The sequence below is a fragment of the Deinococcus proteolyticus MRP genome (assembly GCF_000190555.1).
Taxonomy (GTDB): domain Bacteria; phylum Deinococcota; class Deinococci; order Deinococcales; family Deinococcaceae; genus Deinococcus; species Deinococcus proteolyticus.
The window spans coordinates 1173779-1192005 of record NC_015161.1; the positions used below are offsets into that span (position 1 = coordinate 1173779).

19 protein-coding genes and 1 riboswitch are annotated in these 18227 nt (G+C 66.4%); of the genes, 9 read left to right on the forward strand and 10 right to left on the reverse strand.

Annotation, left to right across the window (positions count from 1 at the left end; all coding sequences use genetic code 11):
- Positions 1-67: 67 nt before the first annotated feature.
- From DEIPR_RS05635 to DEIPR_RS05670, 8 genes are all read right to left on the reverse strand, one after another.
- Positions 68-1210: an acyl-CoA dehydrogenase family protein gene (locus tag DEIPR_RS05635; RefSeq protein ID WP_013614872.1), complete on the reverse strand. Its 1143-nt coding sequence runs from the start codon at positions 1208-1210 to the stop codon at positions 68-70.
- A 199-nt stretch (positions 1211-1409) separates the two neighbouring features.
- Entirely contained in the window at positions 1410-2393 is a 984-nt protein-coding gene (locus DEIPR_RS05640; protein WP_013614873.1) for a class I SAM-dependent methyltransferase, read from the reverse strand.
- Positions 2394-2534: 141 nt separating this feature from the next.
- A complete protein-coding gene (locus DEIPR_RS05645; RefSeq protein ID WP_013614874.1) occupies positions 2535-3449 on the reverse strand; it encodes a phospho-N-acetylmuramoyl-pentapeptide-transferase in 915 nt (304 codons plus the stop codon).
- A gap of 111 nt (positions 3450-3560) precedes the next feature.
- Positions 3561-4523, reverse strand: coding sequence for an FAD-dependent oxidoreductase (locus DEIPR_RS05650; protein ID WP_013614875.1), 963 nt, complete (start codon positions 4521-4523; stop codon positions 3561-3563).
- Positions 4520-5239, reverse strand: a complete 720-nt coding sequence (gene mnmC2, locus DEIPR_RS05655) for a tRNA (5-methylaminomethyl-2-thiouridine)(34)-methyltransferase MnmC2 (RefSeq protein WP_049775081.1) — start codon at positions 5237-5239, stop codon at positions 4520-4522. The genes DEIPR_RS05650 and mnmC2 overlap by 4 nt, the downstream gene beginning before the upstream one ends.
- Before the next feature lie 104 nt (positions 5240-5343).
- On the reverse strand, positions 5344-5874 hold the full coding sequence (locus DEIPR_RS05660) for a YsnF/AvaK domain-containing protein (protein WP_013614877.1): 531 nt from the start codon (positions 5872-5874) through the stop codon (positions 5344-5346).
- Positions 5875-5944: 70 nt separating this feature from the next.
- On the reverse strand, positions 5945-6775 hold the full coding sequence (locus DEIPR_RS05665; protein WP_013614878.1) for a PRC and DUF2382 domain-containing protein: 831 nt from the start codon (positions 6773-6775) through the stop codon (positions 5945-5947).
- A gap of 246 nt (positions 6776-7021) precedes the next feature.
- The gene (locus tag DEIPR_RS05670; protein WP_013614879.1) at positions 7022-7516 is read right to left on the reverse strand and encodes an NUDIX hydrolase; all 495 of its coding nucleotides are present in this window, start codon (positions 7514-7516) and stop codon (positions 7022-7024) included.
- A 71-nt stretch (positions 7517-7587) separates the two neighbouring features.
- Positions 7588-7698, forward strand: a riboswitch (TPP riboswitch).
- 50 nt (positions 7699-7748) lie between these two features.
- Between DEIPR_RS05670 and DEIPR_RS05675 the strand changes: the two genes are divergently transcribed.
- From DEIPR_RS05675 to DEIPR_RS05715, 9 genes are all read left to right on the forward strand, one after another.
- Positions 7749-8936 (forward strand): thiamine ABC transporter substrate-binding protein, encoded by a 1188-nt coding sequence (locus DEIPR_RS05675; RefSeq protein ID WP_013614880.1) that lies wholly within the window; start codon positions 7749-7751, stop codon positions 8934-8936.
- A gap of 49 nt (positions 8937-8985) precedes the next feature.
- On the forward strand, positions 8986-10521 hold the full coding sequence (locus DEIPR_RS05680) for an ABC transporter permease (protein ID WP_013614881.1): 1536 nt from the start codon (positions 8986-8988) through the stop codon (positions 10519-10521).
- Positions 10522-10552: 31 nt separating this feature from the next.
- Entirely contained in the window at positions 10553-11560 is a 1008-nt protein-coding gene (locus DEIPR_RS05685; RefSeq protein WP_013614882.1) for an ABC transporter ATP-binding protein, read from the forward strand.
- Between the two features lie 72 nt (positions 11561-11632).
- On the forward strand, positions 11633-12307 hold the full coding sequence (locus DEIPR_RS05690; RefSeq protein WP_013614883.1) for a thiamine diphosphokinase: 675 nt from the start codon (positions 11633-11635) through the stop codon (positions 12305-12307).
- Positions 12308-12582: 275 nt separating this feature from the next.
- Complete coding sequence (locus tag DEIPR_RS05695; RefSeq protein WP_013614884.1) at positions 12583-13077, forward strand: DUF2243 domain-containing protein; 495 nt, start codon at positions 12583-12585, stop codon at positions 13075-13077.
- A complete protein-coding gene (locus tag DEIPR_RS05700; protein WP_245532678.1) occupies positions 13074-13970 on the forward strand; it encodes a cytochrome c oxidase assembly protein in 897 nt (298 codons plus the stop codon). Before DEIPR_RS05695 ends, DEIPR_RS05700 begins: the two co-directional genes overlap by 4 nt.
- 220 nt (positions 13971-14190) lie before the next feature.
- Positions 14191-14832 (forward strand): hypothetical protein, encoded by a 642-nt coding sequence (locus DEIPR_RS05705; RefSeq protein ID WP_013614886.1) that lies wholly within the window; start codon positions 14191-14193, stop codon positions 14830-14832.
- An 86-nt stretch (positions 14833-14918) separates the two neighbouring features.
- A complete protein-coding gene (locus DEIPR_RS05710) occupies positions 14919-15467 on the forward strand; it encodes a hypothetical protein (RefSeq protein ID WP_013614887.1) in 549 nt (182 codons plus the stop codon).
- A gap of 53 nt (positions 15468-15520) precedes the next feature.
- Positions 15521-16546 carry a S66 family peptidase gene (locus tag DEIPR_RS05715; RefSeq protein ID WP_013614888.1) on the forward strand — a complete coding sequence of 342 codons (1026 nt, stop codon included), beginning with the start codon at positions 15521-15523 and terminating at the stop codon, positions 16544-16546.
- Between the two features lie 53 nt (positions 16547-16599).
- On the opposite strand, the gene DEIPR_RS05720 is transcribed toward DEIPR_RS05715, so the two are convergent.
- Together DEIPR_RS05720 and msrP are read right to left on the reverse strand one after the other, a co-directional pair.
- Positions 16600-17154, reverse strand: a complete 555-nt coding sequence (locus DEIPR_RS05720; RefSeq protein ID WP_013614889.1) for a protein-methionine-sulfoxide reductase heme-binding subunit MsrQ — start codon at positions 17152-17154, stop codon at positions 16600-16602.
- A gap of 41 nt (positions 17155-17195) precedes the next feature.
- The gene (gene msrP / locus DEIPR_RS05725; RefSeq protein ID WP_013614890.1) at positions 17196-18149 is read right to left on the reverse strand and encodes a protein-methionine-sulfoxide reductase catalytic subunit MsrP; all 954 of its coding nucleotides are present in this window, start codon (positions 18147-18149) and stop codon (positions 17196-17198) included.
- Positions 18150-18227 lie beyond the last annotated feature (78 nt).

The following is an 18227-nucleotide window of genomic DNA, read 5'->3' on the forward strand; positions in this document are numbered from 1 at the left end:
CCGTTTCACAATCTACCTTGCGGGGCTGAACCCCCCGGCAGGGTGGGGCCTTCCTACGGGGCCGGGGTCAGTCTTTCAGCAGGCTGCGGCTGATCACCACACGCTGAATCTCGTTGGTGCCTTCGTAAATCTGGTTGAGTTTGACGTCGCGCAGCAGCTTTTCCACAGGGTACTCGCCCACGTAGCCGTAGCCGCCATGAATCTGGATGGCCTCGTTGGCCGCATCAAAGGCCATATCCGAGCAGTACGCCTTGGCAATAGCGGATTCGTAGCCGTGGGGCAGGCCCTGGTCCACCAGCCAGGCAGCCTTGAGGTACATCAGGCGGCCGGTCTCGATGCCCATCGCCATGTCGGCCATCTTGAACTGCAGCGCCTGGAAACTGGAAATGGGCTTACCGAACGCCTCACGCTCCTTGGAGTACTTGACCGACTCGTCCAGGGCGCGGCGGGCCACGCCGACCGAGCCGGCGGCTACAGGAATGCGGGTCTTGTCCAGGGTCTTCATGGCAATCTTGAAGCCGTCGCCCAGGCCACCCAGCTGGTTTTCTCTGGGCACACGCACGTTCTCGAAGACCAGTTCGGAAGTCAGGGAAGCACGCTGGCCCATCTTGTGCTTGATTTTGTTGTAGCTGAATCCTGGGGCGTCTTTGGGGACCACCAGCGCCACCGTGGCCTTGTGGCCGGCGCCGCGCTCGGTGGTGGCGAAGACCACCGTCACTTCGGCCTCACCGCCGTTGGAAATCCACATCTTGGTGCCGTTGATGACCCACTCGTCACCGTCGAGCACAGCGGTGGTGTGCATTCCCGCCGCGTCGGAGCCGTTGTTGGGTTCCGAGAGCGCGAAAGCGGCCAGCGCCGGCTTTTCGACCAGGGGGCTCAGGAAGCGCTTTTGCTGCTCCTCGGTGCCGCCCACCAGAATGGGCGTGATGCCCAGCTCGGAGGCCATCATGATGGTGAACATCCCCATGCAGCCGTAGGCCAGCTCCTCACCGATGATGCACTCGTCCACCATGCCCAGCCCCAGGCCGCCGGCATGCTCGGGCACGGCCACGTTCAGCAGGCCCACCTCGTGTGCCTTCTTGATCACGTCCCAGGGCATTTCCTCGCGGCGGTCGTATTCCTCGGCCACCGGCATGATTTCCTTGCGCGCAAAGTCGCGGGCCAGCTGTTGCAGCTGCTTTTGTTCGTCGGTCAGGGAAAAATCAATCATGGCTACCTCTGCTGGAAAGGAGAAGGCGGGACCCGGGGCCAGCACCCCGGCAGGCCGGAATAAGAGTGAATCCGCCTGTGGGGGCGGACGGATTTTGGACTGAGTATAAAATACCCGAATTTCTGGTGCCCACAAGGTAGCACAGCGGGCCAAGCGTCCGGCCGGGCACGCACTGGATCTCCGGCCTGCTGCCTGACGTTCAGCTCAGGCGCCACACGCCGGCTTTAAGATGCGCCGCGCCGGGAAAATCCGCGCCCGGCTCCAGTGGCCTCACCGGCCCGGCCGCGCGGCGACCGGCCGCCTCCAGCCCCTGCGCGACCTGCCGCCCGAAGGCCCGCCCCGGGAGGCCAGCGTGGTTGGTCATCGCCAGCAGTTGACCGCCGGGAGCCAGCAGCAGTGCGGCGGCCTTCACCAGCGCGGCGTAGTCCTTTTCGGCCTGCCAGGTCTGGCGGCCACGCCGCGCAAAGCTGGGCGGGTCCAGAATCAGCAGGTCGAAGCGGTCGCCGCGCTTATGTAGCCGCCGCAGCCACTCGAACACGTCGCCGTACAGAAAGTCCTCGTCCGGGGCGCTCAGGCTGCTCAGGGCGTAGTTCTCCTGTCCCCAGGCCAGCACCCGGCGCGACAGGTCCACGTTCTTGACGCCCAGCGCTCCTCCTAGCGCCGCACTCAGGCCAAAGCCACAGGTATAAGCGAAGGTGTTCAGCACCCGCAGGCCCGCTGCGTGCGCCTGCACCCACTCGCGCATGGGCCGGGCGTCCGCAAAGAGCCCGACGCTCAGGTCACCGCCGGGCCGAAAAAGAAACGGCACACCGCGCTCCATAGCCACCGCTTCAGCCACGGCTGGCCCCCAGACCGGCTCCGGCGGGGCCAGATATTCCCGCTCGGTGTTGGCGCGGTGACTGGCCACTTCCGGCCGGCGCTTGAGGTAGAGCGTCTGAAGGCCCAGCTCCCGCAGAGGCTGCTCAAGTGCTTCCAACAGCGCTGCCTCCTGCATAGCGCTCAGCTCCCGGTACAGGCTCAGTACTCCAATCAGCCCGATTCGGTCCAGGCTGCACAGCCCACCCGTTTCGGTGGTGTGCAGCAGCCGGTAAAAGGTCGTGTCCTGGGCGGCCACCCCGGCCCGCACGGCAGCGGCGCGGCGGAGCGTGGCGGCCCAGTCCCAGTCGGTGTGCGGCAAAGTCATGGGCCAATCTTACCCGGGTGCTCTTAGCAGGGTGAGCCACGGGCAGCAGGGTGACACATGGACAGTACGGGGACCCACGAAAAACCCCCACCGGTGGGCGGGGGTACGGCAGGGAGAACTGAGGCCCTGTTCACTGTTCACTCAGGGGCGGCCGCCCAGCAGATACCACACCAGTGCCGTGGCGATGCCGGTCACCACCCAGAAGCGCTGCGTGACCTGGGTTTCGGGCCAGCCGCTCAGCTCGAAGTGATGCTGAATAGGCGACATCTTGAACACGCGGGTGCCCCGGGTCCTAAACGAAATCACCTGAATCACCACGCTCAGCACCGCCGCCACCGGAATGATGGCCGCGATGGGCAGCAGCCACACATCTCCGTACAGGATGTAAGCCCCGGCCGCAATCGCCCCGATGGCGTGCGACCCCATGTCACCCATAAATACTTTGGCGGGATGCGCGTTGAACCACAGGAAGCCCAGCAGCGCCGCAGCCAGCAGCGCACTGACCGGCGACACCGCAATGAACGGCAGCAGCACGATGATGGCGACCCCGGCCAGCAACCCGTCCAGTCCATCGGTGAAGTTAAAGGCGTTCACGGCCCCCACCATCACGAAGGTGTAGAGGATAATGTCACCCACCCACCCCAGCGAAGGCACCAGCTCATGGCTGGCGTAAGGAGCGGCCAGGTAGGCGAAGATGAGCGCGAACAGGATTTGCAGGGGGAACTTTTCGCGGGCCAGCAGTTCCTTTTTGCCGCTGCCTTTCATGCGCGACTGGATCTTGAACCAGTCGTCCAGGCCGCCCACCAGCCCCATGCCGAGGGCCGCCAGCACCAGCAGAGCTTCGCGCATATCGCCGCCCTGCCCGCTCAGGAAAAGGACCAGCCAGACCAGCAGCGTGACCAGGGTAAAGGCCACGCCGCCGGCAGTGGGGGTGCCTTCCTTGGCAAGGTGGCTCTGGGGACCGTCGGCGCGGATCGGCTGGCCCCACCCACGCTTCTTGGACTGCTGAATAAACAGACCGGTCAGAAACCAAGACAGCAGAGCGGCAATCAGCATAGGCGCTCCTGCAAGGTGCGGCCGGGGACAGGACAAAGTGAATCCAACATTGCTCTCTATTGTAATGGACCGCCGCCTGCTGGACTGACCTGGCGCGGCGGCCCGACTTTCCTAAAGGCCACTGACCAGCTCACGCGCCAGCAGCGGCCCCAGCAGGTAGCCCTTGCTGCCCAGGCCACTCAGCTCCCATTCACTGGCACCCACCTGCCCGGCCCGCAGCCCACTGAGGCGGGTGCCGCTCCAACTGCCGGTCACATCCAGCCCAGCCAGTGGACGCAGGCGCTGCCCTTTGTCCAGCAGCCAAGCCAATGAGGAAAGCGTGGACTCCGGAGGCGACCACGCGGCGGCAGGCCGCTCGAAGGTGGCCCCCAGTACGCCGCCCTGCGCCGCCGGAGCCAGATAAGCCCCGAAACTGAGCGGCTGTCCCCCTGGGGCCTGAGCCAGGGTCAGCAGCGTACCGGCGCGGTGACTCTGGATTTGGGAAGCATCTACACTCAGACGGCGCTCAGCACCAAAGCTTCCTCCACACCACAGCAAGGCGTCCGCCCTCAGCTCACGGCCATCCGCCAGCCGGGCGCGGCCCTCGGCGGCAGCCACCACTTTCCCCGTCACTTCCTGCGCGCCGGAAGCAGCCAGCAATGCCCGGCACAGCGCGGCGCCGTCCAGCCAGCCGCCTTCAGGCAAATGCAGCGCCGCATGCCAGCCAGAAGCCAGGTCACCGGCACGTTCGGGAAGCCACCACTCGTGTGGCAGGTCGGCCAGATTGCGCTGAAAACGGGCCTGGGTGGCGGCGTCGGGCACTGGGCGCAGTACCCCAGTCCGGCCGTGCGGCACTGTATATCCCTGCTCTGTCAACTGCCGTATCAGCGCCCAGGTGACTGCCAGCCCCTCGGCGGCGCGGGGCGGCACCCGGCCGGACTGACCCCGCACCGGGTTGAGCAGGGCCGAAGGAACCTCACTGGCTTTGGCCTGGCCCGCGTCCACCACCGTCACCCGCCAGCCGGACTGCGCCGCCCAGTAGGCCGCCGAGGCTCCGGCGATGCCGCCCCCCACCACCAGCAAACTGCGGCTCACTGCTGCACCTCCGCAGGCCGCACCGCACGCAGGAACTCGCGCTTACCCGGTGGGCCGGGCCGTTTTTCCACGTGCAGGCCGGCGGCCAGCAGGGCGCGGCGTACCTGCCCAGCTGCCGAATAGGTGGCCAGCACGCCCCCCGGAGCCAGCGCCCCCGCCACTCGCGCCAGGAACTCGTCCGACCACAGCTCGGGATTGGCCTGCGGTGAGAAGCCGTCCAGATATACGGCGTCGGCCCAACCACGCGGCAGCTCGGCTTCCAGGACGTCCAGCCGGCGCACCCGCAGCCGCTGCTCCTGCACCCCGATGGTCAGCTCACCGCCGGCCGGCGGCGGCCAGGCCAGCAGCAGTTCCTGCCACACGGGATGGCCCGCACCGGCTGCCCGGCTCTCTTCTCCCCCGGTCAGATGAGTCAGCACCTCGGCAGATACCGGGTCGTATTCATAGGCGAGGTAGTCCAGCGGCCGCCTTCCCCGCGCTGCCAGGGTGGCCCGCAGGTTCTGCCCTACACCGAAACCGATTTCCAGGACGCGGGCACGTGGGCAGCCCGCTACGCCAGTCCCCTCGACAAACACATGCCGCGCCTGGGTTTCGGCTCCATGCGCCGAGCCGTAGGTTTGCCCGAAGCGGCGGCTTTGCAGGGTCAGCGAACCGTCGGCAGTAGGTTGCAGGTCGGCAACACCCAGCTCGTGGGCGGTGGGCCGCTCAGATGACATACGGCCATGATAGGCCATGGCCGCAAAAAGGCCCCGCAGGCATAAGCCTGGGAGCCCTACAAGGACAGGAGCGGAGCGGCGGCACTGCCCCTAGGCCCAGTGCCCTAGCGCAGGTCGCCTTCCAGCTCGCTACGGTTGGCGACCAGATTCTGGGGGTCTTCAACGTCCAGCACTTCGCGGCGCAGGGTTACGGTCTGCTGCACTTCTTCAGAAACCGCCCGCTTCTCGAAGGACACTTCGCTGATGGGCACGATTTCCTTATGCACACTGGCCCGCTCGGTGCTCAGTTCAACCTGGTAGGTCTGGCCGGGTTGCAGCTCCTGGTCGCCCATCCGCACACGGCCAGCGCCCTCATGCACCAGAATTTCCAGATACTCGGAGCGCAGGGTCACCGGCACCATTTCCTCACGCTCGGTCACGACTTTGCGGACGGTCACGGCACCGCGCGATTCACGCACCACATCTACACGGGCGCGCTCCTCGTACAGCACTAGGCGGTCGGTCTGGTCGGCCAGCAGCCCAGCCGCTTCGGTGCGCAGGTCGCGCTCAGCACCCCGCTCGCCCTGGGCCGTCATATCTGCTTGGTCACCCACGGCTTCCAAGTGGCGTTCGCCTGGTTTCAGGTTGTCAGTCATGTCATTTCCTTTCCGGAATGCAGCGACGAAAAAAGGCGGGATAGACCCGCCCTTTCTCTACTGAAATTGCTTAGGAACGGCGGTTCAGATCGCTGTCAACGTCGATCTGGCCGTCGCGGTCCACGTCCAGCACTTCGCGGCCCACGGTTTCGGTCACGGTCTGGGTTTCGGTCACGGCACGCTTGCCGATTTCGACTTCCTCGGTGACGAAGGTTTCCTTGCCGATGTTGGCACGCTCGGCTTCCAGATCCACCTGCATGGTCTGCTGGCCTTCGCCCAGGCGGGCGCCCTGCACAGCGCGGCCATCGGTCACTTCGTGACGGGTGATAACCACTTCTTCACGCTGCAGGGGCACTTCAACCTGCTCCTGACGGGTTTCCACGTGCTTGCCGATACGCACGCTACCAGCCTTGAAGCGCTCCTTGTTGACGGTCAGGCGCTCTTCGAGCAGCTGCAGACGGTCAGGGGTGGCGTAAGCCTGCTGACGGTACTGTTCTTCGTCCATGTTGCCGCGCAGCACGCGCTCGTCGGCAACGAACTGGTCTTCGGTGTACTGGTCGTCGGTGTAGGCTTCGCCGTAGCGGTACTCCTGCATGGCGCCAACCTGGTCCTTGGTCAGGCTGTCGAAGTACACGCCGCTGTCGTCGATGCGGGCGTGGCCCACGGGCACCAGAACTTCCTTGCTGCTGAACCAGCCGCCAGCGTCCACGATCAGGAAGCGGATGGCGCCGGTGTTGGCCACAACCAGGGCGTCACGCACGCTGCCGATCTTCTCGCCGTTGGCGCCGTAAGCGGTAGCACCGATGGGGTTGAAGACATCGCTGTCGTTGAAGAAGGTCATTTGGTCATCGCGACTCAGGTCGGACAGGCGCACCAGCTGGTCGTTAATCATGTTCGTCATAAGAAGTACCTCCAGATACTTGAAGTCGTCACGGGAAAGCTCAGGGAATGTGATTCCCGTCTCCGTTACGCCGAGTAGTCTGCCGCAACCGCCCAGGACCTTGTTGAGTAGAAACTGTAGGTTTATTCAAGGCTGGGTTTAAGGAACCCATATTTATGAATCTGCCTTTAGGCCGGGCCAAAGTGCCGACGTGAGCGGCAGCTTTTCTGCTGCTCCTCCACCCACCCTCCTCTCAGGCCTTTCCTCTCAGAACAGGACAGTCCACTGCACTGCTTGCCCTGCTCCCCGCTGCTGGGTCAGCCGCGCTCCCTGCAGCAGATGTAGCCGTAGGGCTTCCGGAAGCCAGGGCAAGCACCCGGACGGCAACTGCGCCAGGTCGGCCCACTGCACGGCGTCCGTTTTGTCCAGTGGCCGGGGTTCACCCTGCCGGGCCCGCGCCCGGAAAAAAAACGCGGCGCCCCGCACTGCCGAACCCACTTCCCCGGCGGCATTTGCAGTTCCAGCAAAGGAGTCAAAGGAACTGACACCCAGGCTGCTCAGCTGCGCCGGGTCCAGCTCCAGCCCCACTTCCTCGCGGACTTCGCGTAAGGCGGCGGCCCGCAGGTCCTCGCCGGGCTCCACAGCGCCGCCGGGCAGGTTCCATAGCCCGTCGGCCACGCGCGCACCGCAGCGCCGAGCCAGCAGGACTCGGCCCTGAGCGTCCTGCACAGCGGTCCACACGAGCAGAAGCGGTGGGGGCATGGCGCACTATAGACCGTGTCCGACTTTCAGCACCGGACCCCCGGCCCTGAGACCGGTTTGCTATGCTCATGCGAACGTCGCAGGGGTGCCTGCCTGATCCGTACAGGGGTCAAGCAGGCTGAGACACACCCTTTGAACCTGAACTGGGTCATGCCAGCGGAGGAAGCGATGCAGGCACCGGCCCAGGCCCCACCCGCACTGCTCCTGTCCCCATAGACCCGAGGAGCATGCCATGAATCTAAAATCTGCCTTGAAGCCTGCCTTGACCCTGACCGCGCTCCTGAGCCTGAGCGCCTGCACTGCGCCCGAGCAGCAAACCGGAGCCCAACCGGATAAGCAGGCTTCGGCCGCGCAAGCGAGCAGCGCGGCGCAGACGGCCAGCGCCAGCCCTGTTCCTGAGACGGGCACTGGGACGACCACACCCACCGGCAACACCGACAAAATCGGCGGCACCCTGAAAGTCATCACGCACGATTCCTTTGCGCTGAGTGACGGGATGATCGAAGGCTTCGAGAAGAGCACCGGTGTGAACGTGGAACTGATCAAGGCTGGGGACGCCGGGCAGATGCTGAACCGCCTGATTCTGACCAAGCAGGCGCCGCTGGCCGACGTGGTGTACGGTCTGGACAACTCGATGCTGCCCCGTGCCCGCGCCGAAGACCTGCTGATGGCCTACCGCAGTCCGGCGCTGAGCGGCGTCCCCTCAGAACGCCGCTTGGATGAAAGCGGCCTGCTGAACACAGTGGACTACGGCGTGGTGGCGCTGAACTACGACCGCGACGCCTGGGCCAAGACCGGCCTGCCACTGCCGCAGACCCTGGACGAGCTCAAGGGCGAGGAGTACGCCAGCCGCCTGGTGGTGCCCTCACCTGCCACGTCGTCGCCGGGGTTGGCCTTCTTGATGGCCACCGTGAACGAATTGGGAGAAGAGGGCGCCTGGGCCTGGTGGAACGAGGCCGAGAACAACGGCATGAAGACCGTGAGCGGATGGAGCGACGCCTACAACACTGAGTTCACCCGTGCGGGCGGCCGCTACCCGCTGGTGCTGAGCTACGGCTCCAGCCCCGCCGCCGAGGTGTTCTACGCTGAAGGCTACGACCCGGCCAGACTGCCGGCCGAAGCCCCCACCGCCAACCTGTTTATTCCCGGCACCTCTTATCTGCAGCTGGAAGGCGTGGGCATCCTGAAAAGCACCGGCAACGAGGCAGCGGCCAAAGCCTTCGTGGACTGGATGCTGAGCCCCGAAGTGCAAAGGGATATCCCCACCAACATGTGGGTGTACCCTGCCGCCGCCGAAACCCCGCTGGACCCGGTATTTGCGCTGGCCGAAACCACCGAACTCAACCCGGTGAAGCCCGAACTGACCGAAAACCCTCAGGCGCTGGTGGACGCCTGGGTGGAGAACGTTCAGCGCCGGTGATAGGGAGGGGTGAAAGCAGGCAGTGAGCAGCAGGATTAGAGCGAGGGGCGTGGCAGCCGGGTGGCTGGTGGCGCTACCGTCGCTGCTGTTTCTGGCACTGCTGCTGGCACTGCCGCTGGGCCGCACGCTGCTGGCCGGCGGTATCCAGCTGGAGGTATGGACCCAGCCCTACTTTCAGAGCCGCTTGGCCTGGACGCTGATCCAAGCGGGCCTGACGGCGGCGCTGGCCGCGCTGCTGGGGGCGCCGCTCGCCTACTTGCTGTCGCGCTACCGGCTACCGGGAGGCAGGACACTGCTGCGGCTGTTGCTGCTGCCGTTCGTGACGCCGGTGCTGGTGGCCGCACTGGGGCTGAATGCCCTGCTGGGGCCGCAAGGCTGGCTGAGTGGAGCACTCTCCCTTTCAGTCAGTGACGGACCGCTGCTGATTCTGCTGGGCAACCTCTTTTTCAACCTCCCGGTGATGATTCGGCTCAGCCACGGCGGGTTCTCGCGCATCTCACCGGCCCTGCTGGGCGCGGCGCGCACGCTGGGAGCGTCTGGCTGGCGTGCAGCACTGAGTGTGGGGTTGCCGCTGGCGCTGCCGGGTATCGCGGCGGGGGCTATCCTCACCTTTCTGTACTCGGCGCTCAGCTTCGGACTGCCCCTGATTCTGGGCGGGGCACGCTACGCCACGCTGGAGGTGGAAATCTACACCCTGACCGCCTACCAGCTGCGGCTGGGCGAGGCCAGCGCCCTGATTGTGGGCCAGCTGGGCCTGACGCTGGCCGCCACCTGGGCCTACGTGAACCTGACCGGACGGGGAGAAGGCACACCGGTACGCTCCCTGCCCCGTGCCCAGGGAGCGGCACTGTGGCTGGGATTGGGACTGATGGCGGCAGTGTTCACGCTGTGCTTCGTTCCGCTGCTGGCGGTGGTGGCCCGCAGCCTGCTGGGCACGGCGGGGCCGACCCTGAGCTACTGGCAGGCCGTGTTGAGCGACCCGCAGACCGGGCACGAGCTGGGCAACACCCTGCGCTTTGGGGTGTGGGCGCTGGCCGGGGCCACGCTACTGGGCGGGCTGCACGCGCTGGGGGCGTACCTGGCCCGCTCGCGGCTACTGGACCTGCTGTCCATGCTGCCGCTGATGGTGTCGCCGGTCTCGCTGGCGGTGGGCTACCTGCTGGCCTACCCGCGCCAGGCCGCCACCCTGCCGATGTTGATAGCTGCTTACGTGCTGCTGGCCTATCCACTGGTCACACGGTCGCTGCTGCCGGCGCTGCGGGCACTGCCGCTGCATACCCTGGAAGCCGCCCGCACGCTGGGTGCCAGCGGGCTACAAAGCTGGCGCACCGTGACGCTGCCCCTGACCCTGCCGGCCCTGCGCGGCGGCATGGCCCTCTCGCTGGCCACCGTGCTGGGCGAGTTCGGGGCCACGCTGGTGCTGACCCGCCCGGAGTGGGCCACCCTCAGCGTGGGGCTGTACGAGCGTCTGGGCCGCCCCGGCGAACGCAACCTAGGCGAAGCCTGCGCCCTGGCGACCATTCTGCTGACCCTGGCCCTGCTGAGCTTCTGGCTGCTTGACGGCGGCGAGGGCGAAGTGACCTGAGCGGACCGGAGCGCAGAGCAGAGGCAGGCCCATGCTTCAAAATAGGCGGGTGACCGCATCCCTTCCCCCAGCCCTCTCCGTGCAGCAGCTGACCAAACACTACGGCCCCACGCTGGCGGTGAACAACTTCAGCCTGGACGTGCAGCCTGGTGAAACACTGGCGCTGCTGGGGCCGAGCGGCTGCGGCAAAAGTACCGTGCTGCGCTGCGTGGCGGGGCTGGAACGCCCTGACAGCGGCCAGATTGTCATGGCAGGCCGGGACGTGACCTATGAACCGCCCGAGACGCGGGGTGTAGGCATGGTCTTTCAGAATTACGCGCTGTTTCCGCACCTGAGCGTGCTGGGCAACGTGGCCTACGGCCCCCGGATGCGCCGCGTGCCCCGCGCCGAGGCGGAGCGCCGCGCCCGTGAAGCGCTGGACCTGGTGGACCTGGGCGAGTTGGAGGACCGCCGCCCCGACCAGCTGAGCGGCGGCCAGCAACAGCGGGCAGCCCTGGCCCGCGCCCTGGCGACCGGCGCAGGATTGCTGCTGCTGGACGAACCGCTCAGCAACCTGGACGAAAAACTGCGCCACGAACTGCGCGGCGAGCTGAAAGCGCTGCTGGCCCATACCCGCTCGGCGGCGCTGCTGGTCACGCACGACCAGCGCGAGGCACTGGCGGTGGCAGGGCGGGTGGCCGTGATGCGGGCCGGACAGCTGGTGCAGGTGGGAAAGGGGCCTGAGCTGTTCGCCCGGCCAGCGACCGCCTGGGTGGCGGCCTTTTTGGGACATGCCAACATCTTTGCCGGGCCGGGCGGCACCGCGCAGGTGGTTCCCGAGCAGGCGCTGCGCCTGGGCGTGGGCGACGCCTACCGCGTGAGCGCACAGCTGCTGACCGACAGCGGCACCGAAGTGACCCTGGACCATCCACTGGGGCCGCTGCGACTGCACCTCAGCCCACGGGAGAGTGGCCTGATAGAAAGCGGGCAGCTGCGCTTACAGGTGGACGGGGCCGGCGTGTTGCAGGTGCCGGACGACCGGGGGCGGGGAAAGGCCTGACCGTGGGTGGATGACGGAGGAAGGCCCACCGCGAGGGCAACCCGGAGCGCTTTCTGGGAAGATGGGCTGAGAATGCCCGCTTCTCCGAAGACCGCGCACCATCCATCCACCGCATTTATCCTCGTCGCGGGTCGCCTGACCGTGCCGACCGACCTGAGCTGGCTGCCCGCGCCCGACCTGGTGATTGCCGCCGATGGGGGGGCACAGCAGGCCGCCGCACTGGGGCTGGAAGTGGACCGCTGGGTGGGCGACTTCGATTCTTCACGCGGCACCGAACTGGACGCGCCGCGCGAAATCCACCCCACCGCCAAGGACCAGACCGACGGCGAGCTGGCCGCCGAACTGGCCCTGGCGGCCGGCTGCACCCGGCTGGTGTTCGTGGGGGCGTTCGGCGGGCGCTTCGACCATACAGCGGTGTTGCTGCTGGGGGCCGTGTCACTGGCCGAACGCGGCCTGGACCTCTGGCTGACCAGTGGCGACGAGCACGCCCGGCCGCTTCTGGGCGGCCAGCACCTGCGTCTGAGCCTGTCCGCCGGCACCACTCTCAGCGTGGTGGCCGTGAGTGACCTGCATGGGCTGACCCTGCGCGGCGTGCGCTGGCCGCTGGACCGGGCCGATATCCCACTGGGCAGCGGCTGGACCCTGAGCAACGAAACAGCAGGCAACGAAACGGCAGGCAATGCAGTGGAAGTCAGCCTGGAACGTGGCCGGGCACTGCTGGTGTGGCATTCGCCGGGCCGAAAATAAGCGCCCGTGATACCGCTGTCCGGTAGCGGCCTTCCGCGTGGCCGGGTGCGGCAGTACCCAGTGGCTCGGGAGCAGCGGGTCATAGGTCCTGTGTGCGGCGGCCTCGGGCCCGAAAGAGTGGCCGAGTTCCAGTCCCTCTTCCACGGCACATATGTTTTGCTGCTGGGACTGCTTTGCCCGAAATGAGCGAATTCAACTGCAACACGTCCCGGCAAGCTGTCAGACTGAAGTTGTTCTGCCCTTTCCCGCGACATGCCCCGCACTCCGGAGGTTCCATGACTGTTTCTCCCGCTGCACACACTCAAGCACCTCTGACCCATCCTCAGCTGACCCGCAACGCCTGGATTGGAGTTCTGCTGGGCATCGGCCTGGTGGCGGCCGCCGACGAAATCGGGCTGCACCAGCTGCTGGCCTGGCACCACTTCTACGACAAATCCACGCCCAAGGTAGGCCTGTTCAGCGACGGCCTCTTTCACGCCGCCCAGATGATCGCGCTGATTGCAGGCTGCTTCATGATGGTGGATATGCTCAAGGCCCGCGCCTTTTCGGGGCGGATGCTGGCTGCCGGCATCGTGACGGGGATGGGGGCTTTTCAGCTGTGGGACGGCACGGTCAACCACAAGGTGCTGGAAATTCACCAGATTCGCTACGGGGTGAATCTCCTGCCCTACGACCTGACCTGGAACGCGGTGGCCCTGGCGCTGCTGCTGACCGGGAGCACCTTGTGGCGGCGCGGCCTGGCAGACCCGGCGGCGCGGCAGCCGCAGTGACACACGCCCACCATGCCCCGGCTGCCGTGCCCGCCCTGCATGGGGCGGGCGGGCACGCGGCGGCGGGATTTGACCCCATCATCCTGCTGTACCTGCTGGTGGCCGCCGGGGCACTGGCCTACGCGGGCCTGCTGTGGCGGCAGCGGGCGCTGGGACGCGGCTGGCCGCTGCACCGCAGCCTGCTGTTCGCGCTGGGCATAGCGCTGGTGGCATACGGCCTGAGCCCCGCGCTGATGGCAGCCGGGCACGCCGACCTGCGGGTCCACATGACACAGCACATGCTGCTGGGCATGTTCGCGCCGCTGGCCCTGGTGCTGGGGCAGCCGCTGACGCTGCTGCTGCGCGGGCTACCGGTGCCGGCCGCCCGCCGCCTGACCCGGGCGCTGCACGCCGCGCCACTGCGCTGGCTGATGCACCCGCTCACAGCCCTCGCGCTGAATGTGGGCGGCATGTACCTGCTGTATCTGACACCGCTGTACGCCGCCATGCTGAGCAGCGGCCCGCTGCACCTGCTGGTGCATTTCCATGTCATCGCAGCTGGCTTTCTCTATACGGCGGTGCTGGCCGGCGTGGACCCCTCGCCGCTGCGGGCGCCCTTTTCCTGGCGGCTGGGCACGCTGCTGGCCGGAGCCGGGCTGCACGCCGTGCTGGGCAAGCTGATGTTCGCGGAGCTGTATCCCAGGGGGACCGCCGACAGCGCGGAGGTAATCGAAGCGGCGGCCCGGCGTATGTACTACTGGGGCGACCTGGCCGAAGCGCTGCTGGCCTGCGTGCTGTTCTGGGGCTGGCTGAAGGCCCGCGACCGCCAGCGTGCCAGGGAAGCGCGAGATGAAGAAGCCAGAGACAGAGAGGAACAGCAGCGGTTACAGGGAGGGGCAGCGGGGGCGCTCTAAGCGAACTTGACATAAGAGTGGCGTGTTCTTCGCTATTCGTTGTCCGAGTGGAACGAGTAAGTTCAGACAGAGCATTGGACGTTTGGGGAGGCATTTGGGGTGCTGTTCCCCGAAGGCCGTCATTCTGTCCAATGCTCTAAGAGCAGCTGCCCCGATGGTGGAAGAAGAGCGCTCCCTTCATCCTTTGCGCCTATGCTGAGACCATGCAGGAGACTTCGCTATGATTCGCCGCCTCGGCTGCAGCGCCCTGGGCTGCTTCGGGTCCATTGCCCTGACCTTGCTGGCGCTGGGAGTGGGCTGGTTCGGGTTCGTGCAGCCGGCCATCGGCAACCTGACGGGGCAGCTTGAGACGACACTGAACGGTGGCCCCGCCGCGCCGCAGCCCCGGGCCGGCAACCCCGAAGACCTCCAGGCCCCTCTCACCCGCGCCGAGCTAGAAAAATTTGTACGAATCCGCCGTGAGGTCAGAAAGAGCATGGGCAACGCGTTCCCACAGCTTCAGCAGATCTATGCGGACATTCAGGCGGGCGAGCCGGTGAACGCCTGGACAGCGCTGCAGGCCGTGCGGGCGCTGGGCAGCTCGGTGGCCGACGCCCGCGCGGCGCTGGAACGCGGTCTGGTGGCCGAGAACCTCAGCCGCGAGCGCTACGCCTTTGTTCGCCAGAAGGTGAACCTGGCCCTGGGACTGCCGCAGGTGGACCTGGCCGGCGTGCTGGGTGAACTGGCCCGCTCGCAGGAGAGCGGTTCACTGCCGGACCTGAGCGGCAAGGTGACCGCAGCCACCCCCGAGGAGCGCCAGCAGGTCGAGTATTTCGCCAAAGAGTTGCGGGTTACTGCGCCGCTGGGGCTGCTGGGGCTATGAAAGGTCTTTCGCTAAGTGCTGCTCTTCTTATCTGGTGGCCTGCCGCCTCGGCGTCTCTTGCCCAGGGTGCTGTACCACAGGGACAAATGGAAGCCTACGAAGCTGCTTTTGAGGCGAGCGGAGCCATAGGCTTTTCGGCTACTGCACCTCAAAACTCTGAGGGCAAGCAGCTGGCTTTTATCCTGTGGGACGAGCGGGCAATGCAAGCCTTCGTGGCCGAACTAGACAAACGTGGCCTTGACCTATCTCCCCTTTATCTGGGGACCATTGACCCTACCGAATTTCCAGAACCTTCCAGCTTGCCTCACGAGGCCAACATCCGTCAGACTGCACCGTTCCACTTTGCCCTCACAATCCGCAATACCGGCGAGTCGGCCTGGACATTTCGGCCGGATGGCGGCTGCGCACCGATGGTGATTGAGAGCCTCAGTGGTGAGCGACTGTGGCAACAGGGACCAAACGCCTGCGCGGGCGTTGGCCAACTCCCTGTAGAGGTTTTGCCCGGGCAGACATACACCCAGACATTTGCATGGGACGGCAAAGACAGCGCCAGACAGCCCATTCCACCCAGCATCTACCGCGTCCGCCTAGGGAGCGGGCCATTTAGTGCCCAGACCCTCTTCACTCTTCCCTAAACCCTCCGCCATTTTGCCTACCAGCCTCCGCCGGACCCCCGCTACCCTGACGCATGGAGACACCCCACTTCATCCGGCCCAAGCCTCTCACCGCTGGCTCCCGCGTGGCGGCCCTGAGCCTCAGCAGCGGCTTCGTGAGCGAAGTGCCGCAGCGCTACGCGGCAGGAGTGCGGCAGGCCCGCGAGTCGCTGGGCTGGGACATCGTGGCCGCGCCGAACGCCTTTCGCGGGGCCGAGTACCTCTACACCAACCCGCAGGCCCGCGCCGATGACCTGCACTGGGCGCTGGAGAGTCCCGAGATAGACGGGATGGTCAGCATCATCGGTGGGGACGACTCCATTCGGCTGCTGCCGCTGCTGGACCGTGGCCTGCTTCGCGCCCATCCCAAGGCCTTCCTGGGGTACTCGGACAGCACGGTCACGCTGATGCAGTTTCTGCAAGCGGGGGGCATGGCCTACCACGGTCCCGCCGTCCTGACCGACCTGGCGGAAAATGGCGGGATGCACCCGTATGCGGTGCGGAGTCTCCAGCAAGCATTTGGCCTCGGAAGCTACCAACTGTCGCCCGCGCCAGAGTGGACGCAGGCCAAGCAGGACTGGGAGGATGAGACTGCACAGCAGATTCGCAGACCCTTTGAAAAGGGAGATGGCTGGGTCTGGTTGCAAGGCGGTAGCGGCGAAGGCCACCTGCTGGGCGGCTGCATCGAGATTCTGGACATGCTGAGCGGCACGCCTGGCGAGCTGCCGCTAGACATGTGGCACGGCGCGGTGATGGCGCTGGAAACCAGCAACGATGTGCCCAAACCCTCTCAAGTGGGCTATTGGCTGCGGAACTGGGCGGCCAAAGGTGTGCTGGCGCAGCTCAGCGGCCTGCTGCTGGCCCGCCCCCGCGACTACACGCCGCAGATGGTAGATGAGTTGTATACCTGGGTGCGCCGTGTACTAAAGGAAGCGGGCTGCGAGGACTTGCCCGTGCTGGCGAATGTGGATTTCGGGCACACCTCGCCGCAGATGACCCTGCCACTTGGGGCGCGGGTGCGGCTGGACAGCGACGCAGGAACGGTACAGGTGTGGCCGTAAATGAAAAGGAGGTGCCTTGGAAGCCGCGACACAAAACATGGTAGACACCTCGTTCAGGACATTCTCTTTACAGCGGCCTGCCACACCCGCCACCCCAGCAATAGCCCCAACGCCAGCGCATACATCAGCGCCTCGGACTTGTCGCCCTTTAGCCCCCAGTAAAAATGCAAGGCCGCCAGCAGCGCTGCTGGATACACCAAGTAATGCAGCCGCTGCCAGCGCCCGAAGCCCAGGCGGCGCACGCTGCCCTTGCCACTGGTCAGTGCCAGGGGAACGAGGAGCGCCAGCGCCACTGCCCCCACGGTGATGAAGGGCCGCTCGGCAATGTCAGCGGGGAGGCCGCCCAGCCCGCCCTGGTCCAGCAGGTAAACGAGCAGGTGCAGCGCCCCATAAGCAAAAGCCAGCAGCCCCAGCTCACGGCGGATACGGGCGGGCCAAGTCCAGCCCGTCAACCGGCGCAGTGGGGTGCAGGCCAGCGACAGCACCAGCAACAGCAAGGCCAGCAAACCCGACTGCTCCAGCACGCGCTCCAGCGGATTGGCCCCCAGTGCGCCCCGGCCTGCGTCCAGCGCCAGCACCAGCAGCGGAACGAGGCCCCCCGCCCACACCGCAGGCCCCAGCCTGGGCGTGGGCCGCCACGCTGCCCGTGTCAGAAGTCCCTCCGCAAATCCTGGCCGCTGTACAGGCCCGCCACCTCGTCCGCGTAGCCGTTGAAGGGCAAGGTGGCCTGCCGCGCCGACAGCAGCGAGTTGCTCCCGTCCAGCCGCCGCTCGCTCGCCTGGGACCAGCGGGGGTGGTCCACCGCGGGGTTCACGTTGGCATAAAAGCCGTACTCCTGCGGGGCTGCCACGCTCCAGGTGGTCGGGGGCTGCTCGCGGGTCAGGGTGATGTGGGTGATACTTTTGGCCGATTTGAAGCCGTACTTCCAGGGCACCACCAGCCGCAGCGGTGCGCCGTTCTGCGCGGGCAACGGCTCCCCATACATCCCCGTAGCCAGCAGCGTGAGCGGGTGCAGGGCTTCATCCAGCCGCAGGCCCTCTACATAAGGCCAGTCCAGCACTGCGCCGCGCTGCCCAGGCAGACTGTCTGGCGCGAAAACCGAGGTGAACTGCACATACCGCGCCGCCGAGGTATACCCCACCCGCCGCAGGATGTCGCCCAGCGGCACGCCCCGCCAGGGAATCACCATGCTCCAGGCTTCCACGCAGCGCAGGCGGTAGGTGCGTTCCTGCACGTCACCCCAGCCGAGCAGGGTAGCGAGGTCATAGGTGCCGGGCCGCTCCACCTCGCCGCTGAAGGTCACCGTCCAGGGCTGCTGCGCCGCAATGTAGGCCCGCAGCAGCTCGGCCTGCCGCGCCGGGTCATCCTTGCCCCAGCCCAGTTCGTAGAAGTTGTTGTAAGAAGTCGCCAGCGCAAACGGCGTGACCACCCCGCCCAGCTCGTCGGTGGCGGGGGCCTCAGCGGAGGTGGCGGAGGCTGGGGCATCCGGCGATTCGGGGGGAGCAGCGCGACGGGTCAGCAGGGTCAGGCCCCCGCCAAAGGCCGCCGCCGTAGCGACGAACTGTGCGCCATATCTGAGAAACTCGCGGCGGGTGGCGGGCATGGACGCAGTATCTCGCACGGCTGGGCCGCCAATTGAGAGGGAAATAGGCCGCCTGTCACCTTCCCGTCATAAAGTAGT

What these genes read in the sequence shown, in the direction of transcription:
- mnmC2 (WP_049775081.1), bottom strand. Translation starts at nt 5,239, where the DNA reads ATGTCATCTGAGCGGCCCACCGCCCACGAGCTGGGTGTTGCCGACCTG.
- DEIPR_RS05640 (WP_013614873.1), bottom strand. Translation starts at nt 2,393, where the DNA reads ATGACTTTGCCGCACACCGACTGGGACTGGGCCGCCACGCTCCGCCGC.
- DEIPR_RS05715 (WP_013614888.1), top strand. Translation starts at nt 15,521, where the DNA reads ATGGAGACACCCCACTTCATCCGGCCCAAGCCTCTCACCGCTGGCTCC.
- DEIPR_RS05670 (WP_013614879.1), bottom strand. Translation starts at nt 7,516, where the DNA reads ATGCCCCCACCGCTTCTGCTCGTGTGGACCGCTGTGCAGGACGCTCAG.
- DEIPR_RS05685 (WP_013614882.1), top strand. Translation starts at nt 10,553, where the DNA reads ATGCTTCAAAATAGGCGGGTGACCGCATCCCTTCCCCCAGCCCTCTCC.
- msrP (WP_013614890.1), bottom strand. Translation starts at nt 18,149, where the DNA reads ATGCCCGCCACCCGCCGCGAGTTTCTCAGATATGGCGCACAGTTCGTC.
- DEIPR_RS05675 (WP_013614880.1), top strand. Translation starts at nt 7,749, where the DNA reads ATGAATCTAAAATCTGCCTTGAAGCCTGCCTTGACCCTGACCGCGCTC.
- DEIPR_RS05665 (WP_013614878.1), bottom strand. Translation starts at nt 6,775, where the DNA reads ATGACGAACATGATTAACGACCAGCTGGTGCGCCTGTCCGACCTGAGT.
- DEIPR_RS05660 (WP_013614877.1), bottom strand. Translation starts at nt 5,874, where the DNA reads ATGACTGACAACCTGAAACCAGGCGAACGCCACTTGGAAGCCGTGGGT.
- DEIPR_RS05645 (WP_013614874.1), bottom strand. Translation starts at nt 3,449, where the DNA reads ATGCTGATTGCCGCTCTGCTGTCTTGGTTTCTGACCGGTCTGTTTATT.
- DEIPR_RS05690 (WP_013614883.1), top strand. Translation starts at nt 11,633, where the DNA reads ATGCCCGCTTCTCCGAAGACCGCGCACCATCCATCCACCGCATTTATC.
- DEIPR_RS05635 (WP_013614872.1), bottom strand. Translation starts at nt 1,210, where the DNA reads ATGATTGATTTTTCCCTGACCGACGAACAAAAGCAGCTGCAACAGCTG.
- DEIPR_RS05710 (WP_013614887.1), top strand. Translation starts at nt 14,919, where the DNA reads ATGGAAGCCTACGAAGCTGCTTTTGAGGCGAGCGGAGCCATAGGCTTT.
- DEIPR_RS05695 (WP_013614884.1), top strand. Translation starts at nt 12,583, where the DNA reads ATGACTGTTTCTCCCGCTGCACACACTCAAGCACCTCTGACCCATCCT.
- DEIPR_RS05705 (WP_013614886.1), top strand. Translation starts at nt 14,191, where the DNA reads ATGATTCGCCGCCTCGGCTGCAGCGCCCTGGGCTGCTTCGGGTCCATT.